General features: G+C 41.0%; 22 protein-coding genes and 1 pseudogene. 3 read left to right on the forward strand and 20 right to left on the reverse strand.

Going from position 1 to position 19,366, the window contains the following annotated elements; genetic code table 11:
- The first annotated feature begins 68 nt into the window (after nucleotides 1-68).
- Together PGH26_RS12960 and PGH26_RS12965 are read left to right on the forward strand one after the other, a co-directional pair.
- Nucleotides 69-1,238 (forward strand): ABC1 kinase family protein, encoded by a 1,170-nt coding sequence (locus tag PGH26_RS12960; RefSeq protein ID WP_323691464.1) that lies wholly within the window; start codon nucleotides 69-71, stop codon nucleotides 1,236-1,238.
- Nucleotides 1,239-1,694 (forward strand): hypothetical protein, encoded by a 456-nt coding sequence (locus PGH26_RS12965; protein ID WP_323691465.1) that lies wholly within the window; start codon nucleotides 1,239-1,241, stop codon nucleotides 1,692-1,694. It abuts the gene before it with no gap.
- Nucleotides 1,695-1,957: 263 nt separating this feature from the next.
- On the opposite strand, the gene PGH26_RS12970 is transcribed toward PGH26_RS12965, so the two are convergent.
- The 4 genes from PGH26_RS12970 to PGH26_RS12985 all read right to left on the reverse strand — a co-directional run bounded on the left by PGH26_RS12970 (nucleotide 1,958) and on the right by PGH26_RS12985 (nucleotide 5,713).
- Nucleotides 1,958-2,545: a histidine phosphatase family protein gene (locus PGH26_RS12970; protein ID WP_323691466.1), complete on the reverse strand. Its 588-nt coding sequence runs from the start codon at nucleotides 2,543-2,545 to the stop codon at nucleotides 1,958-1,960.
- 87 nt (nucleotides 2,546-2,632) lie between these two features.
- Nucleotides 2,633-3,877, reverse strand: a complete 1,245-nt coding sequence (locus tag PGH26_RS12975; RefSeq protein WP_323691467.1) for an amidohydrolase family protein — start codon at nucleotides 3,875-3,877, stop codon at nucleotides 2,633-2,635.
- A 15-nt stretch (nucleotides 3,878-3,892) separates the two neighbouring features.
- On the reverse strand, nucleotides 3,893-4,627 hold the full coding sequence (gene msrA, locus PGH26_RS12980) for a peptide-methionine (S)-S-oxide reductase MsrA (protein WP_323691468.1): 735 nt from the start codon (nucleotides 4,625-4,627) through the stop codon (nucleotides 3,893-3,895).
- A 111-nt stretch (nucleotides 4,628-4,738) separates the two neighbouring features.
- Nucleotides 4,739-5,713: an aromatic ring-hydroxylating dioxygenase subunit alpha gene (locus PGH26_RS12985; protein ID WP_323691469.1), complete on the reverse strand. Its 975-nt coding sequence runs from the start codon at nucleotides 5,711-5,713 to the stop codon at nucleotides 4,739-4,741.
- 183 nt (nucleotides 5,714-5,896) lie between these two features.
- On the opposite strand from PGH26_RS12985, the gene PGH26_RS12990 reads away from it, so the two are divergent.
- On the forward strand, nucleotides 5,897-7,246 hold the full coding sequence (locus PGH26_RS12990) for a uracil-xanthine permease family protein (protein ID WP_431312498.1): 1,350 nt from the start codon (nucleotides 5,897-5,899) through the stop codon (nucleotides 7,244-7,246).
- A 566-nt stretch (nucleotides 7,247-7,812) separates the two neighbouring features.
- On the opposite strand, the gene PGH26_RS12995 is transcribed toward PGH26_RS12990, so the two are convergent.
- The 16 genes and pseudogenes from PGH26_RS12995 to PGH26_RS13070 form a co-directional block, all read right to left on the reverse strand.
- On the reverse strand, nucleotides 7,813-9,270 hold the full coding sequence (locus tag PGH26_RS12995; RefSeq protein ID WP_323691471.1) for a WD40/YVTN/BNR-like repeat-containing protein: 1,458 nt from the start codon (nucleotides 9,268-9,270) through the stop codon (nucleotides 7,813-7,815).
- 137 nt (nucleotides 9,271-9,407) lie between these two features.
- On the reverse strand, nucleotides 9,408-9,803 hold the full coding sequence (locus PGH26_RS13000; RefSeq protein ID WP_323691472.1) for an NUDIX hydrolase: 396 nt from the start codon (nucleotides 9,801-9,803) through the stop codon (nucleotides 9,408-9,410).
- Between the two features lie 98 nt (nucleotides 9,804-9,901).
- Nucleotides 9,902-10,234: a DUF3221 domain-containing protein gene (locus PGH26_RS13005; RefSeq protein ID WP_323691473.1), complete on the reverse strand. Its 333-nt coding sequence runs from the start codon at nucleotides 10,232-10,234 to the stop codon at nucleotides 9,902-9,904.
- 519 nt (nucleotides 10,235-10,753) lie between these two features.
- Entirely contained in the window at nucleotides 10,754-12,325 is a 1,572-nt protein-coding gene (gene tnpC / locus PGH26_RS13010; protein ID WP_323691474.1) for an IS66 family transposase, read from the reverse strand.
- Nucleotides 12,326-12,392: 67 nt separating this feature from the next.
- Nucleotides 12,393-12,746 (reverse strand): IS66 family insertion sequence element accessory protein TnpB, encoded by a 354-nt coding sequence (tnpB, locus tag PGH26_RS13015; RefSeq protein WP_323691475.1) that lies wholly within the window; start codon nucleotides 12,744-12,746, stop codon nucleotides 12,393-12,395.
- A gap of 397 nt (nucleotides 12,747-13,143) precedes the next feature.
- Nucleotides 13,144-13,497 carry a hypothetical protein gene (locus tag PGH26_RS13020; RefSeq protein ID WP_323691476.1) on the reverse strand — a complete coding sequence of 118 codons (354 nt, stop codon included), beginning with the start codon at nucleotides 13,495-13,497 and terminating at the stop codon, nucleotides 13,144-13,146.
- Nucleotides 13,498-13,500: 3 nt separating this feature from the next.
- Nucleotides 13,501-13,686 carry a hypothetical protein gene (locus PGH26_RS13025; RefSeq protein WP_323691477.1) on the reverse strand — a complete coding sequence of 62 codons (186 nt, stop codon included), beginning with the start codon at nucleotides 13,684-13,686 and terminating at the stop codon, nucleotides 13,501-13,503.
- A 158-nt stretch (nucleotides 13,687-13,844) separates the two neighbouring features.
- Nucleotides 13,845-14,453 carry a CPBP family intramembrane glutamic endopeptidase gene (locus PGH26_RS13030; protein ID WP_323691478.1) on the reverse strand — a complete coding sequence of 203 codons (609 nt, stop codon included), beginning with the start codon at nucleotides 14,451-14,453 and terminating at the stop codon, nucleotides 13,845-13,847.
- 143 nt (nucleotides 14,454-14,596) lie between these two features.
- Nucleotides 14,597-15,022 carry a hypothetical protein gene (locus tag PGH26_RS13035; protein ID WP_323691479.1) on the reverse strand — a complete coding sequence of 142 codons (426 nt, stop codon included), beginning with the start codon at nucleotides 15,020-15,022 and terminating at the stop codon, nucleotides 14,597-14,599.
- Nucleotides 15,023-15,094: 72 nt separating this feature from the next.
- Nucleotides 15,095-15,502: pseudogene (locus PGH26_RS13040) on the reverse strand (stage II sporulation protein M); the annotation flags it as partial.
- Between the two features lie 465 nt (nucleotides 15,503-15,967).
- Nucleotides 15,968-16,345, reverse strand: a complete 378-nt coding sequence (locus tag PGH26_RS13045; RefSeq protein WP_323691480.1) for an LptM family lipoprotein — start codon at nucleotides 16,343-16,345, stop codon at nucleotides 15,968-15,970.
- Nucleotides 16,346-16,429: 84 nt separating this feature from the next.
- Nucleotides 16,430-16,732, reverse strand: a complete 303-nt coding sequence (locus PGH26_RS13050) for a DNA-binding protein (protein WP_323691481.1) — start codon at nucleotides 16,730-16,732, stop codon at nucleotides 16,430-16,432.
- A 112-nt stretch (nucleotides 16,733-16,844) separates the two neighbouring features.
- On the reverse strand, nucleotides 16,845-17,288 hold the full coding sequence (locus PGH26_RS13055; RefSeq protein WP_323691482.1) for a GNAT family N-acetyltransferase: 444 nt from the start codon (nucleotides 17,286-17,288) through the stop codon (nucleotides 16,845-16,847).
- A 218-nt stretch (nucleotides 17,289-17,506) separates the two neighbouring features.
- Entirely contained in the window at nucleotides 17,507-18,148 is a 642-nt protein-coding gene (locus PGH26_RS13060) for a DUF3885 domain-containing protein (RefSeq protein WP_323691483.1), read from the reverse strand.
- A gap of 29 nt (nucleotides 18,149-18,177) precedes the next feature.
- Nucleotides 18,178-18,723 (reverse strand): hypothetical protein, encoded by a 546-nt coding sequence (locus PGH26_RS13065; RefSeq protein WP_323691484.1) that lies wholly within the window; start codon nucleotides 18,721-18,723, stop codon nucleotides 18,178-18,180.
- Nucleotides 18,724-18,907: 184 nt separating this feature from the next.
- Nucleotides 18,908-19,318, reverse strand: coding sequence for a hypothetical protein (locus PGH26_RS13070; RefSeq protein WP_323691485.1), 411 nt, complete (start codon nucleotides 19,316-19,318; stop codon nucleotides 18,908-18,910).
- Nucleotides 19,319-19,366: the final 48 nt, after the last annotated feature.

Raw genomic sequence — 19,366 nt, forward strand, 5'->3', positions numbered from 1 at the left:
GACGGCAATGCACTATTCTCTGCTTTACGCCTCTTTCACAGTATACTAAGTAAAAAGGAGGCGTTCGAATGAAGCACCTTGCGCTATATCGATTCGCTCGAATTGTTTGGATGTCTATCGTATTTTTCGTTCAAGTAACTTTGTTCCAACGCCGTCACCGAGGAAGATTCACACCAGCCGTAAATGCAAAGTGGGAGCAGTTAGTAACGCGTCAAGCACGGATTTATAAAAAGACCGCATTGGAATTAGGCGGGCTGATGATTAAACTCGGACAATTTCTATCTGCACGGGCAGATATCATGCCTCCATCTTTCTTAGAAGAATTGGAAGGACTCACAGATCACGTGACTCCTGTTCCAACCGCGGAAGCGTTAGCCGTGCTGGATGAAGAATGGAATGCACCGCACAATGAACGTCTTTCTGAGATTAGCGACGCCCCCATTGCATCTGCATCGATTGGCGAAGTATACAAAGCGCGTCTGAACGATGGAACACAAGTTGCTGTGAAAATTCAACGGCCGAACATTGAACGGATTTTACGCGCGGATTTCAAGGCTGTCAAAATTGTAATTTGGCTCGCAAAGCGATTTACACGCTTCAGTAAACAAATAGACTTTGATTTGTTGTACACCGAGATGACAGATGTCATTGGCGCTGAGTTGAATTTTCTCCAAGAGATGAAAAATGGCCGCGGTTTCTCAAAACGTTTCCCCGAGATGAAGGGTGTTCGGTTTCCAGTCTATTTTGATGAATACACAACACGACGTGTGCTCGTGATGGAATGGATTGACGGAGTTCGCATTACAGATACTGATTTCCTTGAAGAACACGGCATTGATCGCCAGGAATTATCCGAGCGGCTATTTCTTCTGTTTTTAGAACAAGTGCTGGAAGGCGGCCAATTCCATGCCGATCCCCACAGTGGAAATTTGATGGTTCAAGCCGATGGAACACTTGTACTGATTGACTTCGGAATGGTAGTGACCATCAGTCCTTCCGAAGCAGATTCCATGTTTTTGATTGTCGAAGGAATTATATTCAAGCAGTATAATCGAGTACTGGATGGACTTGAGCAATTGAAATTTTTACTGCCAGACGCAGATCGCACTCTCCTGGCAGGTGCAATTGAACGTGTCGTCAAAGCCTATGAATCCGATGATTTAAATGATATGAACGGTTTCGTCGTAGAGCGGCTTCTTGAAGATTTGATGCAAATCGTCCGCACCCAGCCTGTATAAATGCCAGCTCAATTCGCCTTTTTAGGACGGGCTGTTTCTGTTTTTGTAGGGGTTCTGCATATTCTTGATCCGAACGTGGATTTACTCGGGCTCGGAAAAGAGCGAGTGGTGGAATGGGCAAAACAGAAAACTGGTGTTGGAGGAGGTAAACGTTTTTCTGGGAAAGACTTTTCCAATGCTGCTTTATCAGCAATTGGTCAAGTTCGTGCCCTGCCGCCTCGAATCTATGCATTTTTGGATGAACCTAAACGCATGCGCGAGTATACCGAACGGCATGATAAAGAAGTGGATCGTCAGAAAGTCCGCCTTCAGACGAGAGCCTTTGCAGGGGTTTTTGGTGCGATTTCTCTCACTGCTTTATTTTTCGGGATATGGGAGCAGCATATTCAGCTGCTTATTTTTTCGGGGTCTGTACTGATTGTTAGCTTTTGGATGTTTTGGAGGAAAGGGAAATGAGTTCGCAGAAGTCTCTTTTTATCTTTGTTGTGTAAGACTACGTGCGAAACGCCGCCAATTAACTCCTTAAAGCAGTTGAATTATGGGCTTTGGCTGATTCATGTGCTTATGTGGCCGATTGTTTGCGGTATATGGCCGATTCTTCCTGTCACGTGGCCGATTCACCCATCGATTTGGCCGATACTTCACACTATCTGGCCGATTCTCCATTGCCCTCCGTATCCCCCAACAAAAAAACCGGCTGCCCGAGAGGCTAGCCGGTTTTATGATTTCAATTGCTGTAAATGGTCGGTGCAGTTAAACAACTCACATAAGTTTTCATGTTCACCAATCTTAACAATCGTCAGTGACGTATTCCCAAGCGGTTCTTCGTACGTCGTTCCAGGCAGCAGCTCCGTCAATAAGCGTTTGATGAAGCCGCCGTGACTGACTGCGAGCACTCGTCCATCCGGATAGCGCTCCTGCATCTCTTCTATGAAAGACATGCCTCGCGTAATCACGCTTTCATGCGTCTCTCCTTGCAAATCCAGCTGCTTCCATTTCGGACCCCACTTCGCTAAACGATCCGCTTCAGTGGTCCCTTCGATCAATCCGCCTGCACGCTCTCGCAGTCGTCTGTCTTCAATCACTTCTGCATGCGTCATTTCCTGTCCAATCAATTCTGCAGTTCGTTTTGCACGCTGCCAAGGGCTCGTGTAAATGGCGTCCCAATTATCTGCTGCGAATCGTTCTGCCGCATGTACTGCCATCTGAATTCCCTCTTCATCCAACGGAATATCGGTACTCCCCTGCGCTCGTCCTTGTTTGTTCCAGGCGGTTACTCCATGGCGTACAAATCCAACTGTGGTCATCCAAGTCGCCTCCTCTTCAAACATTGTAATGTGTATTACTTTACCACATATCCATTAGTTTTCAAAACACTCTAACAATAATCTAAGTTATTCGACAGATTGCTGAATTGACTGTTCGACAATCACCCTGCCCGCTTTAATAACGAAGTTTGCAATCGGCTGATCTTGAATCACATCACTCAATTTCTTCGAATCAAATACAACCAAATCCGCATTTTTTCCTTCAGCTATCCCATACGTCTTTTCAATTCCCAAACACTTTGCTGCATTGTACGTAATCATATCGAGCACAGTGCGCTGCTGATCTGCAGATCCCATGAACTGCGTTTCCGCCAGCAGATACCCAATCAGCAGCAAATTCGCATTACCGAACGGCGTAAAGGCATTCCGGATATTATTCGATGCAAATGCTACATTTACCCCGTGTTCAAGCATCTGAAGAACAGGTGCCATGCCCCTGCGTACATTTTTTCCGTCTTTGCGTCCATTCAAATACACATCTGTTGCAGGCAGTGGCATAATCGTAATCCCAGCTTCTGCTATTTTCTTGAATAACGCGGAGGCTTCTTCAGGCTCAAGTGATCCAAGCGTCGTCACATGTCCGAGTGTCACCCTGCCCTGCATCGCACGTTCCACCGTCATATCGCAAATTCGCTCCGTCAGTAAATACCGGGGATCCTCCGTATGATCAGCGAAATCCACGTGTAAGTCGAGCGGCAAGTTATGCGTTATCGCTAAGTCAAAGACCAATTCTAAATGACGAATCGAGTCTTCAAGAGTCTTTTCATTATAGGGACATCCGCCAACAACGTCCGCCCCCATTTGAATACCTTGTTCCATTCGCTCAAGCGTTCCTTCTGATTTCAAAATTCCTTCTTGAGGAAACACGACAATTTGCAAATCGATTTGTTCCCTATAGACTTCTTTCAGCTCAAGTAGCACTTCCACACCCAGCAGCTTTTCAATATGATCGACATCAGGGTGTGCCCGCATGACAGTTGTCCCTTTCGCAATTGCCCATTTCAACACTTTCTCCGAACGTGCGTAGACGTCGTCATACGTGTATTCCGCTTTCAGTTCACCTGTATTTTTAATCGCTTCTTCAAGCGTCCCCGATACATTCGGTTTCCGTTCCTCTAAAAACGCTTTATCCGGATGAATATGCCCTTCCACCAAGCCTGGCAGAACAACTCTTCCTTCGCAGTCTATAAAACGGTCTGCAGGTTCCGAAAAGTTCATCCCGATTTTTTGGATGATCCCGTCTTCTATCCAGATGTCCTGCAATTCCTGATCATCCCGGATTCGTGCATTTCTAATCAGCAGCGTCTTCATCCAGTATTCCCTCCATTATTTCACAGCTTCGTCTTCTTGCGGTTTGCTCAACTGCTTTACAACCTCTTCATCTCGAATAATCGGCTGGATTTTCACATCATCTAGAGAATGCAGGTTGATATGGCAATACCCGTTCGGATTCTTCACTAAGTAATCTTGATGGAACTCTTCGGCATTGTAGAAGTTATCCAAGGGTGCCGCTTCCGTAACAATGTCTTTCTTATAGAACTGCTGTTCATCCTTCACGGCTTCTTTCACAATCTCTGCATCTTCTTCATCAGAATAATAAATTCCAGAACGATATTGAACCCCGGCATCATTTCCCTGCTTGTCTTTGGAAGTCGGATCAATCACTTGAAACAGATGGTCAATGAGGGATTCCAGTGATATCCGGTCAGGATCATACGTCAATTCTACAGTTTCCGCGAATCCCTGATCCCCATTTATGACGTCTTCATAACTCGGGTTTTCCCCAGTTCCGTTCGCATATCCTGAAACCGTATCTTGCACCCCGTAAAGTTTTGCAAAATAGGCTTCTACTCCCCAGAAGCAGCCTCCTGCAAAGTAAATCTTGTGCAATTCACTGTTGTCATAATTTAAATGTTCGTTAATATTGGTCACATCATCTTTCAATACGTATCCGTCCTCAGATTCTGGCTCCGTACTTGGTCTCCCAGCCTCAGCACCGCAAGAAGCTAGAAGAATACCTGTACAAATCAAAGAAAACAGCAGCATTCCACGTTTCATCATATTATCCCTCCTGTTCTGTCAATTTCATAACCTTCATATCGAACATTCTTTCTATTAGTTTATCACACAAAGCAAAAAGACTACCCAAAACGGGTAGTCGGATTCTCGCTATTAAGCTGTGCCGAGAACGACACCGCACTTTTTCAAATACTGACGATAGGCAATGCTGACTCTGTCTGAAATCAGAGATAGTTCCACTTGCAAATCGAGTGGCAATTCTTCAGGTTTCTGATTTTCAACAATCGGCTTGTCTTGAGCGAATATCAAATCCTGGAACGCTATAATCTCCTCATCTGACTGGCCTGTATCGTAGTTGAATGACAGGATTCCATAGGCAACCGAATGCGTTTCAGACATAGGACGAACCGTTAGTAAAATCGTCATCAGTGTATCATTCTCGGCATCTCGTTTCGTAAAACGAACTGTGAGCGGACGAACGATTTCATACGTATAGTAGACGTATTTCGCGACGCCGGTTCCGTCTGCATCCGGCTGGAAAATGCGGATTTCATCTGAATACATTCTTCCTTCTGCTTCATTCATCTTATACGGTTCAATTTCACGATGTGATTCTTCACCGAGATAACCTTGGTGAACGACCGCTAAATGACCGACATCCAAGAAGTTTTCAACAATTCTCGGCGGCAGAGCTTCTGCTTCTTGCGGCCCCCAAATCACATTTCTCCATTCATCCGATTCCATCTCTGGATACTTAAAGAACTCAGGTTCATTTCCTGCAAGGTTCACCCAGATCAGACCATATTTCTCGACACAAGAATAGGTAGTAGCTTTCGCTTTCTTCGGAATCGATTTTCCCTCAGGCAGCTGCGGGATTTTCACACAATCCCCTTTGTCTTCATACTCCCATCCATGATACGGACAGACAAGACAATCGTTTTTCACTTCACCGAGCGATAGGGCCGCTCCTCTATGTATACATAAGTCTTTAAATGCGTGAACGCCTTTGCTATTCCGGAAAATCGCCAGTCGTTCTCCCATTAGGATAACCTGAATGGGTGCTTCTTGAACGTCTTGCGACCGACATGCGACGAGCCACTCTTCTTGTAATGCCTGATCTTTCAACATGGATAGATCCCCTTCCACTTGTTTGATTACCACAAGTGTACGAAAGGAATTCATTTTGGTCAACCCAAAACACGAACTAAAATATAATTACTTTTAAAAACGTTCGTATTTACACTGTACAAACTAAATTTTATTCTTTATACTCCAATCTATACCGTAACAAAAACGAACTAGGGAGTGTTCATGTTGTCCAAGAAACGTCCAGATGGTCTGCTCATCGGTGTTGATGAGAAAGTAAGCTATCCTAAAGCAATCGCGCTAGGTTTACAGCACGTACTCGCGATGGATTTGTATATTGCGCCCATTATCGTAGCGGGCTTACTCTCGTTAAGTACAGAAAATACTTCGTTCTTCGTTCAAATGTGTTTCCTTGCAACTGGACTCGCAACACTCATACAAACTGGATTCGGTTTAAAACTTCCAGTTGTTCAAGGTCCTTCCTATGTACCAATCGGGGCAATTGCCGCAATTGGAGGCAAGCTCGGACTCGGCGCGATTGCAGGAAGTCTTATCCCAGGGGCAATCATGATTGCACTTCTCGGCTATCCATTAAAAGTTTTTGCAAAAACTGTCCGTAAGATTGTTCCGCCAATCGTTGGAGGAACAGTAATCATCATCGTAGGTATTGCGTTAATGCCTGTTGGCTTAAACAATATTTACTTTGCAGAAGGTACTATTGGTCAAAACGTAACAATCGCTTCAATCTCTGCAGGTATACTTGTCACGTGTATGGTTCTCGGTAAAAGATTGCCACGATTCGGCTCGTTTTTCCGACTCGTCTCTGTCATTCTCGCAATTGTTGGTGGTTCAATCGCTGCCAGCTTCTTTTATCCAATTGACTTTTCACCTGTAAAAGAGGCGGCATGGTTCTCGCTCCCGACACTGCTGCCATTCGGTAAGCCTGTATTCGATATGGGCGCTATCCTCACGATGATGCTTGTTTACTTAATCATCTTGCTTGAAACGACTGGAACATGGTTCGTCGTTTCAACGATTACAGAAGAAGAGTTGGATGAAAAGCGTTTAAATCGTGCATCATTTGGCGAAGGACTGGGATGTTTCGTAGGCTCTCTATTTGGAAGCACGCCACTCACTGGGTATTCTTCAAACGCAGGGTTACTTGCGATTACAGGAGTAGGAAGCCGGATGGTCATCATGGCGAGCGGTTTCATTCTAGTGTTGCTGGGGTTCATCCCCAAATTGTCTGCCATCATTATTTGTATTCCTGAATCCGTCATCAACGGGATATTCGGGATTGTCTGTGTGGCCATTGTCACCAATGGTATGAAAATCATTCAGCCGATTATTATCGACGACCGCAATATGATCGTCATCGGTGTTCCGATTTTGCTGACAATTGCAGTTACCGTGCTTCCAAAAGAAGTGCTGGCAACCGTCCCGAACTGGGCGAACTACCTTCTCTCTTCAGGAATTTCAGTAGGTGCACTAGCGACCGTGATTTTGAACTTAGTGATTCCTGTGGATAAATCTTTAGGACAACAACGAACACAAATTGAGCCGATTGAAAAATAACGACATGATTTCCACATCATGAAAAACCCGCGAATGAATAGATCATTCGCGGGTTTTTCCATACCTATATCTTTTAAAATCTACTTGGTTATGTTTACCAATCATTACCTGAATAGCATTTAGCCCATTGATTTACGTTCCAGCCAGACGCTTTCCGGAGGGCGTGGCTTCAGCCAAGCAAACAGCGAAGGGCTCGCTTTTCCGTATTTCTGAGAACTTCACAAAAATTAAAGCAGCTTTAACCCCAGGGCCTCAAGCACACGCTAATCCTCTTGGTGTCGACGGCTTGGAAGCCAATTAATCATAAGGGGATTACCAAAGAGTCGCAACCGTATTTAGAATAGCGTTAAGCACGTTGATTTGCATTCCAGCCATACGCTTTCCGGAGGGCGTGGCTTGAGCCGCTTCCTTCGCTTCGTGTCCAGGGTCTCAAGCGCACGCTAATCCTCTCGGAGTCGACGGCTTGCACTCCAATCAACTAAGGGTGTATTACCAAAGAATCGCACCCGTTAGTTTAAGTGACATGTTTCACAATATATTTTTTCATGGATATACACTTGCAGCTTTTATCGTCTCTGCAGAATCGGCATTTCTTCCCACGAATAATCTGGTGCTGTCGCAATCCATAACGTATCTCCCATGCTATCCATATCATAAATTACGATGGAATCCTCCGCATCAAACACTTTTTCAGATTTACTTTCACCTTGCTCGTTGATGGCATAAATCGCTACACCTCTATGTTGAATTCCGAATAATTTCTCTCTCTTTTTAACAAGTGCAACAATCGTTTCATCAACTTGAATTTTACTCCAATTCCCCTCTTGGAGATCCCGGATCCAAATTTCACTTTTCATAAGGATGAAGAGCCTATTATGAATCACTTTCATATTCCGGGGTACATCATTACGATCCGGCATGGTGATCTCGTTCCATCCATCATTTGTCTTCCGAAGTATTTTACTTTCTTCTGTAGATACCACCAAATCCCCATTATCCGAAATTTGAACATCATAAATTGGTTTGGGCACAATAGCTTGTTCCCAACTCTTCCCTTGATTGGTTGTATAATAAATCTTTCCATTTGCTAGCACCACTATATGGTTGTTCATTGAAGTATCGACTTTTTCGATTGGTTCTTCTAATGAAAGGATTTTTGTTCCTTTACTTTTTGTTGTCACACCTGCCCATAATTCTTTTTCCGTTGCTACGTATAATCGATCATTGCTGTCAAACCACGCATATGTGACATAAATATCGGCTTGGAGTTCTGTCCAGGTTTCTCCATTATTTTGGCTACATTCAATAAAGGGCTGCTTGGCTACACCAAATTGTGTTGGTTTTTTGTCACCCCATACGACTAGTGAACTGTTTCCAGCGACAACTCCCGTAATCGCCATCCCTTTTTTGGTCAGGTTATCGGTTCCATTCCGTTTAGATAGTAATCCCCCACCGTATGGCAATTTATGACCAGCGCTGACTACTTCTCCGTTTTGAGCATTGAATGAAACGGTAGCGAAACGGCTATTTGGGTCATTTCCAAACACTGTTAGAATGGGCTTACCATCGATACTATCGAGTGTAAAGTTATAACCTGTCGCCCAATCTTTTCCTTGTTGTAGGTCGTATATATCCTTTGCCCATTGGAGAACATCCGGGCTATCTAATTTAATCTCATCATAGGGGATTATCGTATCCGGCGTTTGCTGACCCGGTAGAAAAAATGCAATTTTCTTTTCAGAGATACCAATGATTACATAATCATCTGTACCTGGAACGATAAACGTCATTGTCCACCTATAGCGTTTCCCTGTTTCTCCTCTTGTACCTCCCATTTTTTCATCAACACTGGTTAATCTCGTTAATGCCGCATTTTCATTCCATTCTTTTGCCCTCTCCAATCCAATGTCAATCGCTTCTTTTAGTGTAACCTCACCATCTGAAGCACTTCCTTCATGACTGATCAAATTTATACAGATGAAAAAAACAACGAATGAACAAGCGATGATTTTAAAATACTTCAAATGACCACCATCCTATGCGTAATGAGTCTATTTAGGATGGAGTTAACGCCTCTTTATATACGCTCTTAGATCCAATATAACAAACAAAGCACTCCATTTATTAGATTATCCTTCTTGAACTAAAGCACCCGATTGCTCTATAACCGTTCAAGTTGTTCTAATATAAATATTAAGTCCTCTGGATAGGCGTGGCTAATTGTTTTAATTTCTGATATAGATTTCCAATCGGCTTCGGCTATAATTCCATCTGGATCATTTATTCCGGTACTTTCTCCAGTCTTTTCAACTTTAAAATAATAAGTCTTTACTTGTATACCGTTAATAATCGTTTCTTTAAGTTTTAATTGTTCAATGACTTTCACATCATATCCTGTTTCCTCTTTAACTTCCCTTACACAACATTCCTCTGGACTTTCACCTTCCTCAATACCACCAGAAGGTACTGCCCATCCCTCCGAATCGAAGCCCTTAATCATTAAAATCTTTTTGTGTTCATTGATACAAATCCCTGCTGAACCTGACCAACTATCCAAAATAATACCCCCATTTTATATAACTTGCTTTAAACTTAATGGTCCTTTAACGGCATAATCTTAATTCCAGAATTGCCCCCGATTACAGAACGGAAATATCATTGTTTCGGGTTTATAATTTCAATATTTAATGCTTGAGTGAATGCAGGTGAAGAAGTGTCTATTCCACCATCTACCCAAACAGCCACTTCTTGTCCTTCTTCATAATTTTTGATGTCATCATTTTCATGCAGTGCTACCCATGTTAAACCTTTTTGATTATCCTCAACCAAGATACTATTTTCAGTGCTATCTATTTCTACAATATTCCCCTTTATATCCATTTCGCCTTTAGCTTCTTCAACTTCGTTACTGCAAGCTACTAAAAGAAAACATAATAGGAATAGAAAAACAAAACCTTTTTTAAAAACAGTGTCATTCCACAGCTTCACGCAATTCACTCCTTTTTTTATTCACCCTAAGTACATCAATCTGGCCCGTTTGAAGCACAAACCTTATTCATGAAATCCATCTGAATATAGTTATGGTAGGCTTTCCAATCAAACTACATTACCTGAAATGAGCAACAATAAGATGAAGTTGTTATAAAAAATGCAAAAGTGAATTTTCACTTTTGCATTTTCAATATGAATACCTAAAGTCTACCGAATTGATTTGTAAAATAAAGTTATTCATCATCAAGATCAATTTCGAACGGTTTTTCTTCATATTTGGAAACATCGTATTTTCCAATCACTTGATAATTACTAGACGCTTCATCATCAGGCTTGAATTTATTGAATTCGACTATATCTAGTGCATCAGATATCATATTCAATAGATATTGTGGTTCTGGAGCTTCTTCTACTGTGGCAAGAACTAGTGCATTGTAAGCCCGTAATATAAAAAAGCACAGCCTTTCGGCATGCTCTACAAATAGCCCTTCTCTTCAATAATTTGAAGACGAAGGGCTATCTCAATTTACATGTTTCTTGAATTTGCGGCGACCACGGAAAATAAGCATCCAATAGTTCAGAAGTCTGCTGGAAATGAAGAGACGGCAAATCCGTTAATACTTTTTTCAAATATGCATAGAAATCGATTCCATGGATTTTTGCAGTCTCAGCCAAACTCAAACAGATCGCATTTGCTTGAGCACCTGCTTCACTGACAGAAAAAAGCCAGTTTTTCCGACCCAGAACATTGGGACGGATGGCATTTTCAGCTGGATTATTATCAATTTCAATCCGCCCATCGAAAAGAAAACGTTGGAGTTCATCTTTTCTTTTCAATGTATAGTCAGTTGCAGTGGCAATCGCATTCTTCCCATAGAAATGACTTTCTTCTATCCATTTAAAAAAGGCGGTCACAATCGGTTTGGAATACTTCTTTCGCATTCGTCGCCTTTTGCCAGGACGCATTTCTCTGAATTTGTTCTCAAGTCGATAGAGTTGATTGCAATAGTCGACGCCAATCCTACCATTCTTACTGTCGACTTTCAGCCAATAACGACGAACATGCGCCCAACAGTTGGCAAAGGTGACACCTGGTAAACCGCCGTATGCAGAATAGCCATCACAAATGATTGTTCCTTTGTAATCACCAAGGAAGTTCTTCAGAACTTCTCGTGCTCGCGATAGCGAACTATGGAAAAGCACCATCACAGGTCCTTGGCAGGGAACAGTTTTGTAGACCCAATTGTATGCCTTCGTGTTCCCAGGCTTTCCATCAGGCCGATAAATCACTTGCGCTGTTGTCTCGTCAACATGTAGGACAGTCCTTCGCATCGCTAGTGAAGTCATCCGTTGGTATAAAGGCAATAGCCACTCATTTGAAACCTTGATCACCCAGTTGGATAGATTTTTATCATTCGTTTCCAACCCATGACGAAGCCATTCTTTTACCTGACGATATAGAGGAAGATAAAGATTATATTTGTCTGATATGACCTTGGCTAGCACACTTGGACCTGCGAGACTCCGTTGAATCACCGGTTGAGGTGCCTTTCCGCGCACGATGTTGGCTGCTATAGAACTATCTAGTTTGCAGTGTTTGCATTCATAGGAGTGCTCCATATGCTGAATACGTTTCAGTTTGGCAGGGATGAATTCTGCTTCTTCTCGAACGACTATCCCACCGATTCTTGCCAAATCATTTTGACAACAGCTACAGGTGAGTAGGTCAGGATAATGATGAACAACTTCCGTTTCCACACCTTCATGAAAATGGTCATTCCGCTTCTTCTTCGATGCTTTACGAACAACAGTGTAAGAAATCACCTGTTGGCTTTGATCTTCTGTTTGCTCAGAATCGTGAAAAGGGTCCTCTTCCTCATCGAACAAAGAGCTTTGCCCGTCGGGCACATTGTATCTTGATTTCTCGGATTTTGATCCAAAAAGCATCTTCGTCAAGTGCTGAACCTGCTCAGTTAGTTTTTCGATTTGCTTGGACTGCTGTTCATTCTGTTGATTGGAATGCGCCAATTGCTCTTCCAACATACTGATGACTTTTTCCAATGCTTGTTCAGAGGTACGATTGGCCATTTCCTTCACCGCTTTCTTTCTTGTTGAACGTAGTATACCGGATAGCGGAGCCCATGAACAGAAGTTTTTAAAAGGAGCTTTTTAATGAAGGAGCAATCGCTCTTGGCTGCTGAATAGCTAACCCTTCGAGCAACCAACGAAGTTCTTGCTGCGTTAGATTTTTCACTTCCCGCTCACTACGTGGCCATTGAAGTTTTCCGGCATCGAGTCTTTTATACAACATAGCGAAACCATCACCATCGAAATATAGACATTTATATCGATCCTTTTTTCCACCTGCGAACAGAAAAATAGAATCACCATATGGATCTAAATCAAAGGAATCTTGAATGAGTGTAGCGAGTCCATCAATTCCTTTTCGCATGTCTGTTTTTCCGCAGACAATATAGATATTCTGAACATCTGTATAATCTTGCCTCATTGGTTCATCAGCTCCCGTATAATGACTTGGATAATCCGTTCATCCACGCCATTCTGGAGTGTGACTTCAGCGCTACCAATCTTGATTTGACAGTGACCGGAGGTCTTCGTTGGATTTGCTGGAGTTTGTTCACTTTTGGTGGGTTGTAAGGAAACGGGGACTATCGTTAAAGGGTTTAAAAACAAAGAAAGCACCTCCTGTTTGATACGAATATCGTACCAAGCGGGGTGCTGCGTTGCCTATGCGTTATTTAATTGGGGGCTTACAGTGCATTTCGTAAATATCCTGCATGTTGTGAAAGTAATTGAGCATTGAAGTCTAGCCTACTTGCTTCAGCAAAAAGCTTCATGAAGATCGAAACTGTTCTTGTATTTCCTTCGCGATAAGGATGAACGCGTCAAAGCTTTATCATAAATGCCGAAAAGACTTTCACGAGACTAGGATTGGAATAGCTCCATTGTTTAGATTCAGACCAACTGAAAACAGTTTTCAAATCAGATAGAATGTGATCTTTATCGCTATAAGTAACAGATAAACCGTTTAAAGCTTGTTCACTTTTAGATATATTGACTGTTCGGAATTTCCCAGCCCATGAATATAGCTCATGAAAAAGAAAGTGATGGATGATAGAAGTAATATCTACAATTGCAGCGATTAACAACTGTGCTTCAACATCAATTAATCTTTGTTCATCCCGAATGTCTAATTTGTTGATTAAAGTGTTAGTATTAGGATAAATATAAGGATCCATAAATTACTGTAAAGTCCTTGTATATTTTTCAACAATCGCTTGCTTCAATTGGCTGGATGTTACTTGACCATTTTCATATTGATTTAAGAGGTTCTTTGTAAATGCATTTGGTTTCCCACCGACAATTGCGGCCATTCCAACTGCAAATTCTACTTGCTTTTGGCGTTCTCGTCGTGAATTTTCATTCATAAATAACACCCCTCGTTTGTTGTTGCCTCTATTGTATCAGTCTTTATGTATCATAAGATAGTTCGTTCACATCATGAAATTTTTTAAAGTTTTATACAGGAGTTGGAACGATTCTAGGGGAAACTGTTACCAAACAAACGCACCCGTTAATGGAAAAATCATCTCTTAAAACTTATTAATTCATATTTAAATAATATCGTAATTCCGAAGTTCAATATAAAATGAACAAAAATCGGGACTAAAATATTGTTAGTTTTAAAATAGATCCAACCAAAAACTAAGCTTGGAATACAGATATTCAATAACATGATTGGCTTTTGAAAATATTGAATATGAAAGGCAATAAACAATAAAGCCGTTAATAGAATTGCAACCCATTGATGACCTGTAAATATCAAAAGTAGGTTTTGAATAATGCCTCTAAATAACGTTTCTTCAAATAATACAGCTACAAACATAAAAATGAAAACATCTGGCAATCTGTCATTTTGGTATGTTTTATTGGTGTCGTCAATGTAGTCCTCGGGAATAGTTAAAGTTAAAATGACTCCAAACAATAATAAAGCAACAGAAGCAACCCCTGAAATTATTATAGATTCTATTGGATTATCAAAAGAAAGTAAATTTGGGATTGCGAGTACATCGTAAACTACTAAAGCATAGATTACAGCAAAACAAATCAATGTAAGAGAAGAAAATGGGAAAATTGCGTTTTTTAATTTGAAATCGTGCTTTATATTTTTTGTTTTATCCTTTGCGTAATCCATATATGACTTCCCTATCTAATAATTTTAGTGTAATTTTTTTATTATTCAACTCGGCTAAATGGTCCGATTGAAGCACAAACCTTATACGAAAAATGCCTCCGAATCTGGAATAGTGTTAAATCAGTCAAATTATTGACATTGAATTATATTATTTTTTCATCACTCATAAATGTGCTAAATGCATTAAGCAATAAAATATATAAAGGATACAAGATTAAAAGTCCCAAAATCAGGAGTCCGTCACTAGGACCTCCTTTATCCGCAGGGTTATTAATTGGAAATAAAGAAGCGAATATAAAAGTAAATAGAACTAAATACGGCAACCATAGGAGAACAGACCAAAAAGATGATTTACGATTATTCATCCAAGTCTTAGTCAAGTAGCCAATAATTATGGAGAAAACTATAACGGAAATAATAGTGCTTATTCCTATAACTATAGCAGTAACATTAAAATTCCATCCTGTTAATCTACTTATGCGGGAACCATTTGTAAGAAGCTCCATAGGTATGAAAATCATTAAAGCATATAACACACTAATAACATTCAATCTCCAGAAAATAATCATTTATCCCCCCGTATATTTCATATTTCTGTCTCCTCAACAACTCTTTTAACTGGCCCGATTCTAGAAGACGAATTAAAATAGGCTTGATATAAAATCAGCGACATAAGTTTCTAGAAATGCAGCTAGTACGACTAAGGGCAAAGATAAAACAACATAAATACTTACTGTTTCAAAAACTTTTCTAAGAAGAGATACTTCTACTTTTTCCTTTTTAAATATATTCTTCATTTTTAGTCTTACAACTTGATTTAACTCGAAAAGAATAGCACCAAATAAACAAAAAGCAAAAATTTCAAATACATAATAAGGGGCAAAGGAAACTATTAACTCAAAAGCTGTTTTAGTATCGACCTGCAAAATAAGACCGAAAAGGATACCTGGCAATGAAACAGTAGAAATAATCATTACGAAATATAAAAATTGTATTGGAATTAAAGCCAGAATAAACATTTGTAACGGAACTTGAAACCCATTAATTACTACAAAAGCCCATACTTTCTATAAACCTACCGACTCACTCAGCTCAGTCGATGCTTTATTTTTTATTCCTTCGTGTATTCCTTGTAGCTCCGGGTTAACTATGTAAGTTATTATCAATGCAATAATTGTTATAGTTACTGCAATCAGGAAAAAGTTAATAGCTCTTTTGAATACAGCTTTATTCATTATATAAGGAATGGTATCACCTCACTAAGGATTAATTTATGTTCGTCAAATCGGCCAGATTCTAGAATACACTATTAATAACTACACTCCGTTGCTTGGAGCGCAAGACGGACGACTCCGAAGGGATCAGCGTGTGCCTTGAGACCCTGGACGGAGCGCAGCTGAGGAAGCGGCTCAAGCCACGCCCTCGGGAAAGCGTGCGTTGGAACGGATAGCAACAGTTCGTATGCTACTTTTTGGCCTGACGGCAGCACAAACATTCTGCGGTAAAAACCCGCGTTAGTTTATAATAGTCATAGGATATGGCGTTGATTCACCATTAACTTTGATATCAATTGTATCAACAGAATCGTCTGTTGTTAACGTGTATATATATTGCTTTAGTTCATTATCGCTTGCATCCTTTTCATCTAACTTGATAAGTGTTGTCTTATCCACGGATTCCAAACTGGCGTCAACATCTTCTTGTGATTGAAAAACAAAATAAGACACTTTACCATTTTTATTAATCATTTGAAGTTGATCATCAGGATTTATTGCTTCTCTTACTTTTTTAGGGACAGTATCCACTTCTTCAAAACTTAACTTTTTCTGTGCACATGCTGATAGAGATAAGAGTGCAAAAGCAGAGAATATTAGTAAAAATAATTTTTTCATCAATTTCACTCCCTCATCAGTTTAGTGTTATTTAAAGATTCTTGCACGTCACTGTAGGGTTCAAGCCTCCGAGTGCTGACTATCCTATTCTCCCAACTCAGATAACCATTTACGGAGTTTTGCTTTAGGATAATAAATTTTATTATTTATAAGAACATGTGGTATGTCTGGATGTTCTGAAATTAAGCTTTTTGTATCTTCTTTAGAAATCCCTATAAAGTAATGAACATTGTTTTCCTTTATCAATTCGTGTTCATTGTCATCATCTTCAAAAAGTTCACTAAGACTGTCTTTAGCATCAGGATTTTTAAAGTTTTTAAGCCCATTGCCTATAAAATACCCTGCAGCCGCAATTCCTATAGCAATCCAGATTAAATCAAACTCCATACTGACCTCCCTCCTGATTTTCTACAGAGTTCATTTGATTATTCGGCCAGATTAATGTACAAACCTTACGTGGCAAATGATCTCAAATACGGTAGATGCGATTAGATCCTAATTACATTAAACTTAATTCATAATGGAAAAATTGTGTATCTCGCTCATATCCGTTTTTTTCATATAATTTTTGAGCAGCATAGTTATCTGGTGCTGTCTCCAGAACAATACTTTTCGCACCAGTTTTAACAGCAAAGTCCTTCGCCTGATTTAAGAGCAGTTGTCCTATTCCTAGTTTTCGAGCTTCCAGGTCAACAAACATATCATTTAATATCCATGATTTTTTCATCGAGATTGAGGAAAACACGGGATAGAGTTGTGCGAATCCCAAATACTTTTGATCATTCTTCACAACAAGTATTACAGATTCTTCTTTTTCCATGCGCTCTTTTATATATTTCGCAGCACCCTCTAAATCTGATGGTTTTTCATAAAACATGCGGTATGAATTAAATAACTTTGATACCCCTTCTAAATCCTCAATCGCTGCTTGAAATGTTTCCATTTGAAATTCCCCTATTCGTTTTAAGTTATATTTTGTATCTCGTTTCGCTGAACAGCATTCCTTGAAATAGCCTGTGTGATGAAAGATTCATTTATCTATAAGAGGAAGAGCTTAAATTATTGGAGTGAAACCGGCACCGCCGATTGCTGTATTCCTATTCATTCAGTAACGCGTAATGATGTCCTAAACCAGCGCGGCAAAGTGTTCGTCTATCCAGGTTACTTAAACACCTCATCGATTTCTGTGCGGTCATAATCCAAAATCCAGGTGTTAAACTCGTTATACACTCGGCGAATTGCTTCCGGGTTCACTCCGAGCAAATCACAGCCTCTATCATCATAAACATAGTAGATTGTCCCCTTCGTTTCATTCACAAAGTAGACTGGAAAGTGAATGCTTGGACGTATTCCCATGTCCTGGTTGCAGATGGCCCTCAGAAGTGCCGCATACCGGAAATCCGAACGGCAGCATTTGAGACTGAAGCGATGTGTACGATAGGTCCCGTCTTCATCATCTTCGGGATAAATGTACGGCCGGTTCTCATGCCGCAGTCGGCGCAATGCCGAATTCTTTCCAACATATTTCGCGAACACATTTAACTTTCGCCGCAGCGCATGCCCTTTTCCAAAATCGTGGACATCGACCACAAGATAGAGCTCATCCTCAGGAGCATGCAAGGTTTCGAATAAATCGATTGCTCGTCGATAGACGCCCTGTAAATACAGGGGATTCTCATGAATACTGCCTGGGCTTTCATTTACTCCGAGTTCAAACCGAATGCTCGCATCCCATGAGTAGAACAGTGGCGATTGGAGCTCCAAGTCTGGAAAGTTATTTTTCATAAAATCATTTAGCGTCATCCTTCATCCTTCTTTCTGGAAACAGCCTCTCAAATTGTACGGACTTTCGCAGAGATACTGGCAATAAACATCACTTCTGCACCCAGCAAAATAATCATTAAGATGCTAGCAGCAGACGGCGCCGCAAAGAAGAGCACGCAATTCATCAATAATAGGATGAAGAGCATCACGGGCATCTTCTCAAGACTGCCTACTTCCGGAAATGCGGAACTGTCATCACTTCGGACTGCCGTGATTACCTCGTGGAGAATATAAAAAATCATTCCCATTCCCGCCACAGCAAGCAAAGCAAGCGATACCGCCAGAATAGCAGCCCAGCTGCCTGACAAGGAAATCGTCTGAATCGAATGGCCGGTGCCATTCAGAACAGCGAATCCGACACTATGCAGCACCATCACCAATACATATGGTGCAAGTCTTCGCAATGCCTGAAACTCTTCTCTCAACTGCCTGATCCCTGCATAGATCAGCAAATAGCCTGCAGCATTCGAGACATAGAAACACACACCCGTGTCCAACAACTGCAGATTTGTCTTTATGAAAACGAGAAATACTCCAAGAATAAATAGATTCAATAGATTCCCCCCTGTTCGCTCACCCAATATTCCTTACCATCCTGTCTGCGTTCCATGAATCGATAGTAATCATATCCCTGTGAATCAACCCAAAGTCCTTGTAGATCATTTGTATGTTCACATTCATTTACTTCCCAGAATACTGCACGTTTACGTCAAAATGCCCCGCGAACCGAAGGTCATTTTAGGCAGTATAGTTATTCGGTTTGAATCTCCTGAATATCCAACTGCACAGGCAAAAAAAAATCCCTGTGGTTGCAAAAAATGAGGTTGCCAGCGCAGATTGTTCCGAAAACAGCGCCTGACTGCCGAACGGAACAAAAATTAGAAACACTGGCAGAAATGAGATCAGAAGACAGGCTGCGGTAAAAAGAAGAAGCTTATTGCTGTTGAATCGGCGTTCAATCATGTAGACCGCGACAAAATAGACAGGTACCATGACCGAAAAAACCGCACTGCCCCAGAAGACAACCGTTCCTAATTCCGCACCAATCGTTTCATCCCATAACAGCTGAAGCATAAAACTGTATGACAGCAGTCCGCTGAGAAATGCGAGTACTGGTGTCAGCACGATATAACTTCCTGTCGCTATCATATGGATTCTTCCTGTAAGTAGTCTTACTATGCAATGGCAGTCAACTTG

Origin of the sequence: Sporosarcina jeotgali (assembly GCF_033304595.1) — a bacterium.
GTDB lineage: Bacteria > Bacillota > Bacilli > Bacillales_A > Planococcaceae > Sporosarcina > Sporosarcina jeotgali.

What these genes read in the sequence shown, in the direction of transcription:
- PGH26_RS12960 (WP_323691464.1), top strand. Translation starts at nt 69, where the DNA reads ATGAAGCACCTTGCGCTATATCGATTCGCTCGAATTGTTTGGATGTCT.
- PGH26_RS13045 (WP_323691480.1), bottom strand. Translation starts at nt 16,345, where the DNA reads ATGAAAAAATTATTTTTACTAATATTCTCTGCTTTTGCACTCTTATCT.
- tnpC (WP_323691474.1), bottom strand. Translation starts at nt 12,325, where the DNA reads ATGGCCAATCGTACCTCTGAACAAGCATTGGAAAAAGTCATCAGTATG.
- PGH26_RS12970 (WP_323691466.1), bottom strand. Translation starts at nt 2,545, where the DNA reads ATGACCACAGTTGGATTTGTACGCCATGGAGTAACCGCCTGGAACAAA.
- PGH26_RS12990 (WP_431312498.1), top strand. Translation starts at nt 5,897, where the DNA reads ATGTTGTCCAAGAAACGTCCAGATGGTCTGCTCATCGGTGTTGATGAG.
- tnpB (WP_323691475.1), bottom strand. Translation starts at nt 12,746, where the DNA reads ATGAGGCAAGATTATACAGATGTTCAGAATATCTATATTGTCTGCGGA.
- PGH26_RS12985 (WP_323691469.1), bottom strand. Translation starts at nt 5,713, where the DNA reads ATGTTGAAAGATCAGGCATTACAAGAAGAGTGGCTCGTCGCATGTCGG.
- PGH26_RS13035 (WP_323691479.1), bottom strand. Translation starts at nt 15,022, where the DNA reads ATGATTATTTTCTGGAGATTGAATGTTATTAGTGTGTTATATGCTTTA.
- msrA (WP_323691468.1), bottom strand. Translation starts at nt 4,627, where the DNA reads ATGATGAAACGTGGAATGCTGCTGTTTTCTTTGATTTGTACAGGTATT.
- PGH26_RS13055 (WP_323691482.1), bottom strand. Translation starts at nt 17,288, where the DNA reads ATGGAAACATTTCAAGCAGCGATTGAGGATTTAGAAGGGGTATCAAAG.
- PGH26_RS13070 (WP_323691485.1), bottom strand. Translation starts at nt 19,318, where the DNA reads ATGATAGCGACAGGAAGTTATATCGTGCTGACACCAGTACTCGCATTT.
- PGH26_RS13030 (WP_323691478.1), bottom strand. Translation starts at nt 14,453, where the DNA reads ATGGATTACGCAAAGGATAAAACAAAAAATATAAAGCACGATTTCAAA.
- PGH26_RS13025 (WP_323691477.1), bottom strand. Translation starts at nt 13,686, where the DNA reads ATGAATGAAAATTCACGACGAGAACGCCAAAAGCAAGTAGAATTTGCA.
- PGH26_RS12975 (WP_323691467.1), bottom strand. Translation starts at nt 3,877, where the DNA reads ATGAAGACGCTGCTGATTAGAAATGCACGAATCCGGGATGATCAGGAA.
- PGH26_RS12965 (WP_323691465.1), top strand. Translation starts at nt 1,239, where the DNA reads ATGCCAGCTCAATTCGCCTTTTTAGGACGGGCTGTTTCTGTTTTTGTA.
- PGH26_RS13050 (WP_323691481.1), bottom strand. Translation starts at nt 16,732, where the DNA reads ATGGAGTTTGATTTAATCTGGATTGCTATAGGAATTGCGGCTGCAGGG.
- PGH26_RS13020 (WP_323691476.1), bottom strand. Translation starts at nt 13,497, where the DNA reads ATGGATCCTTATATTTATCCTAATACTAACACTTTAATCAACAAATTA.
- PGH26_RS13060 (WP_323691483.1), bottom strand. Translation starts at nt 18,148, where the DNA reads ATGACGCTAAATGATTTTATGAAAAATAACTTTCCAGACTTGGAGCTC.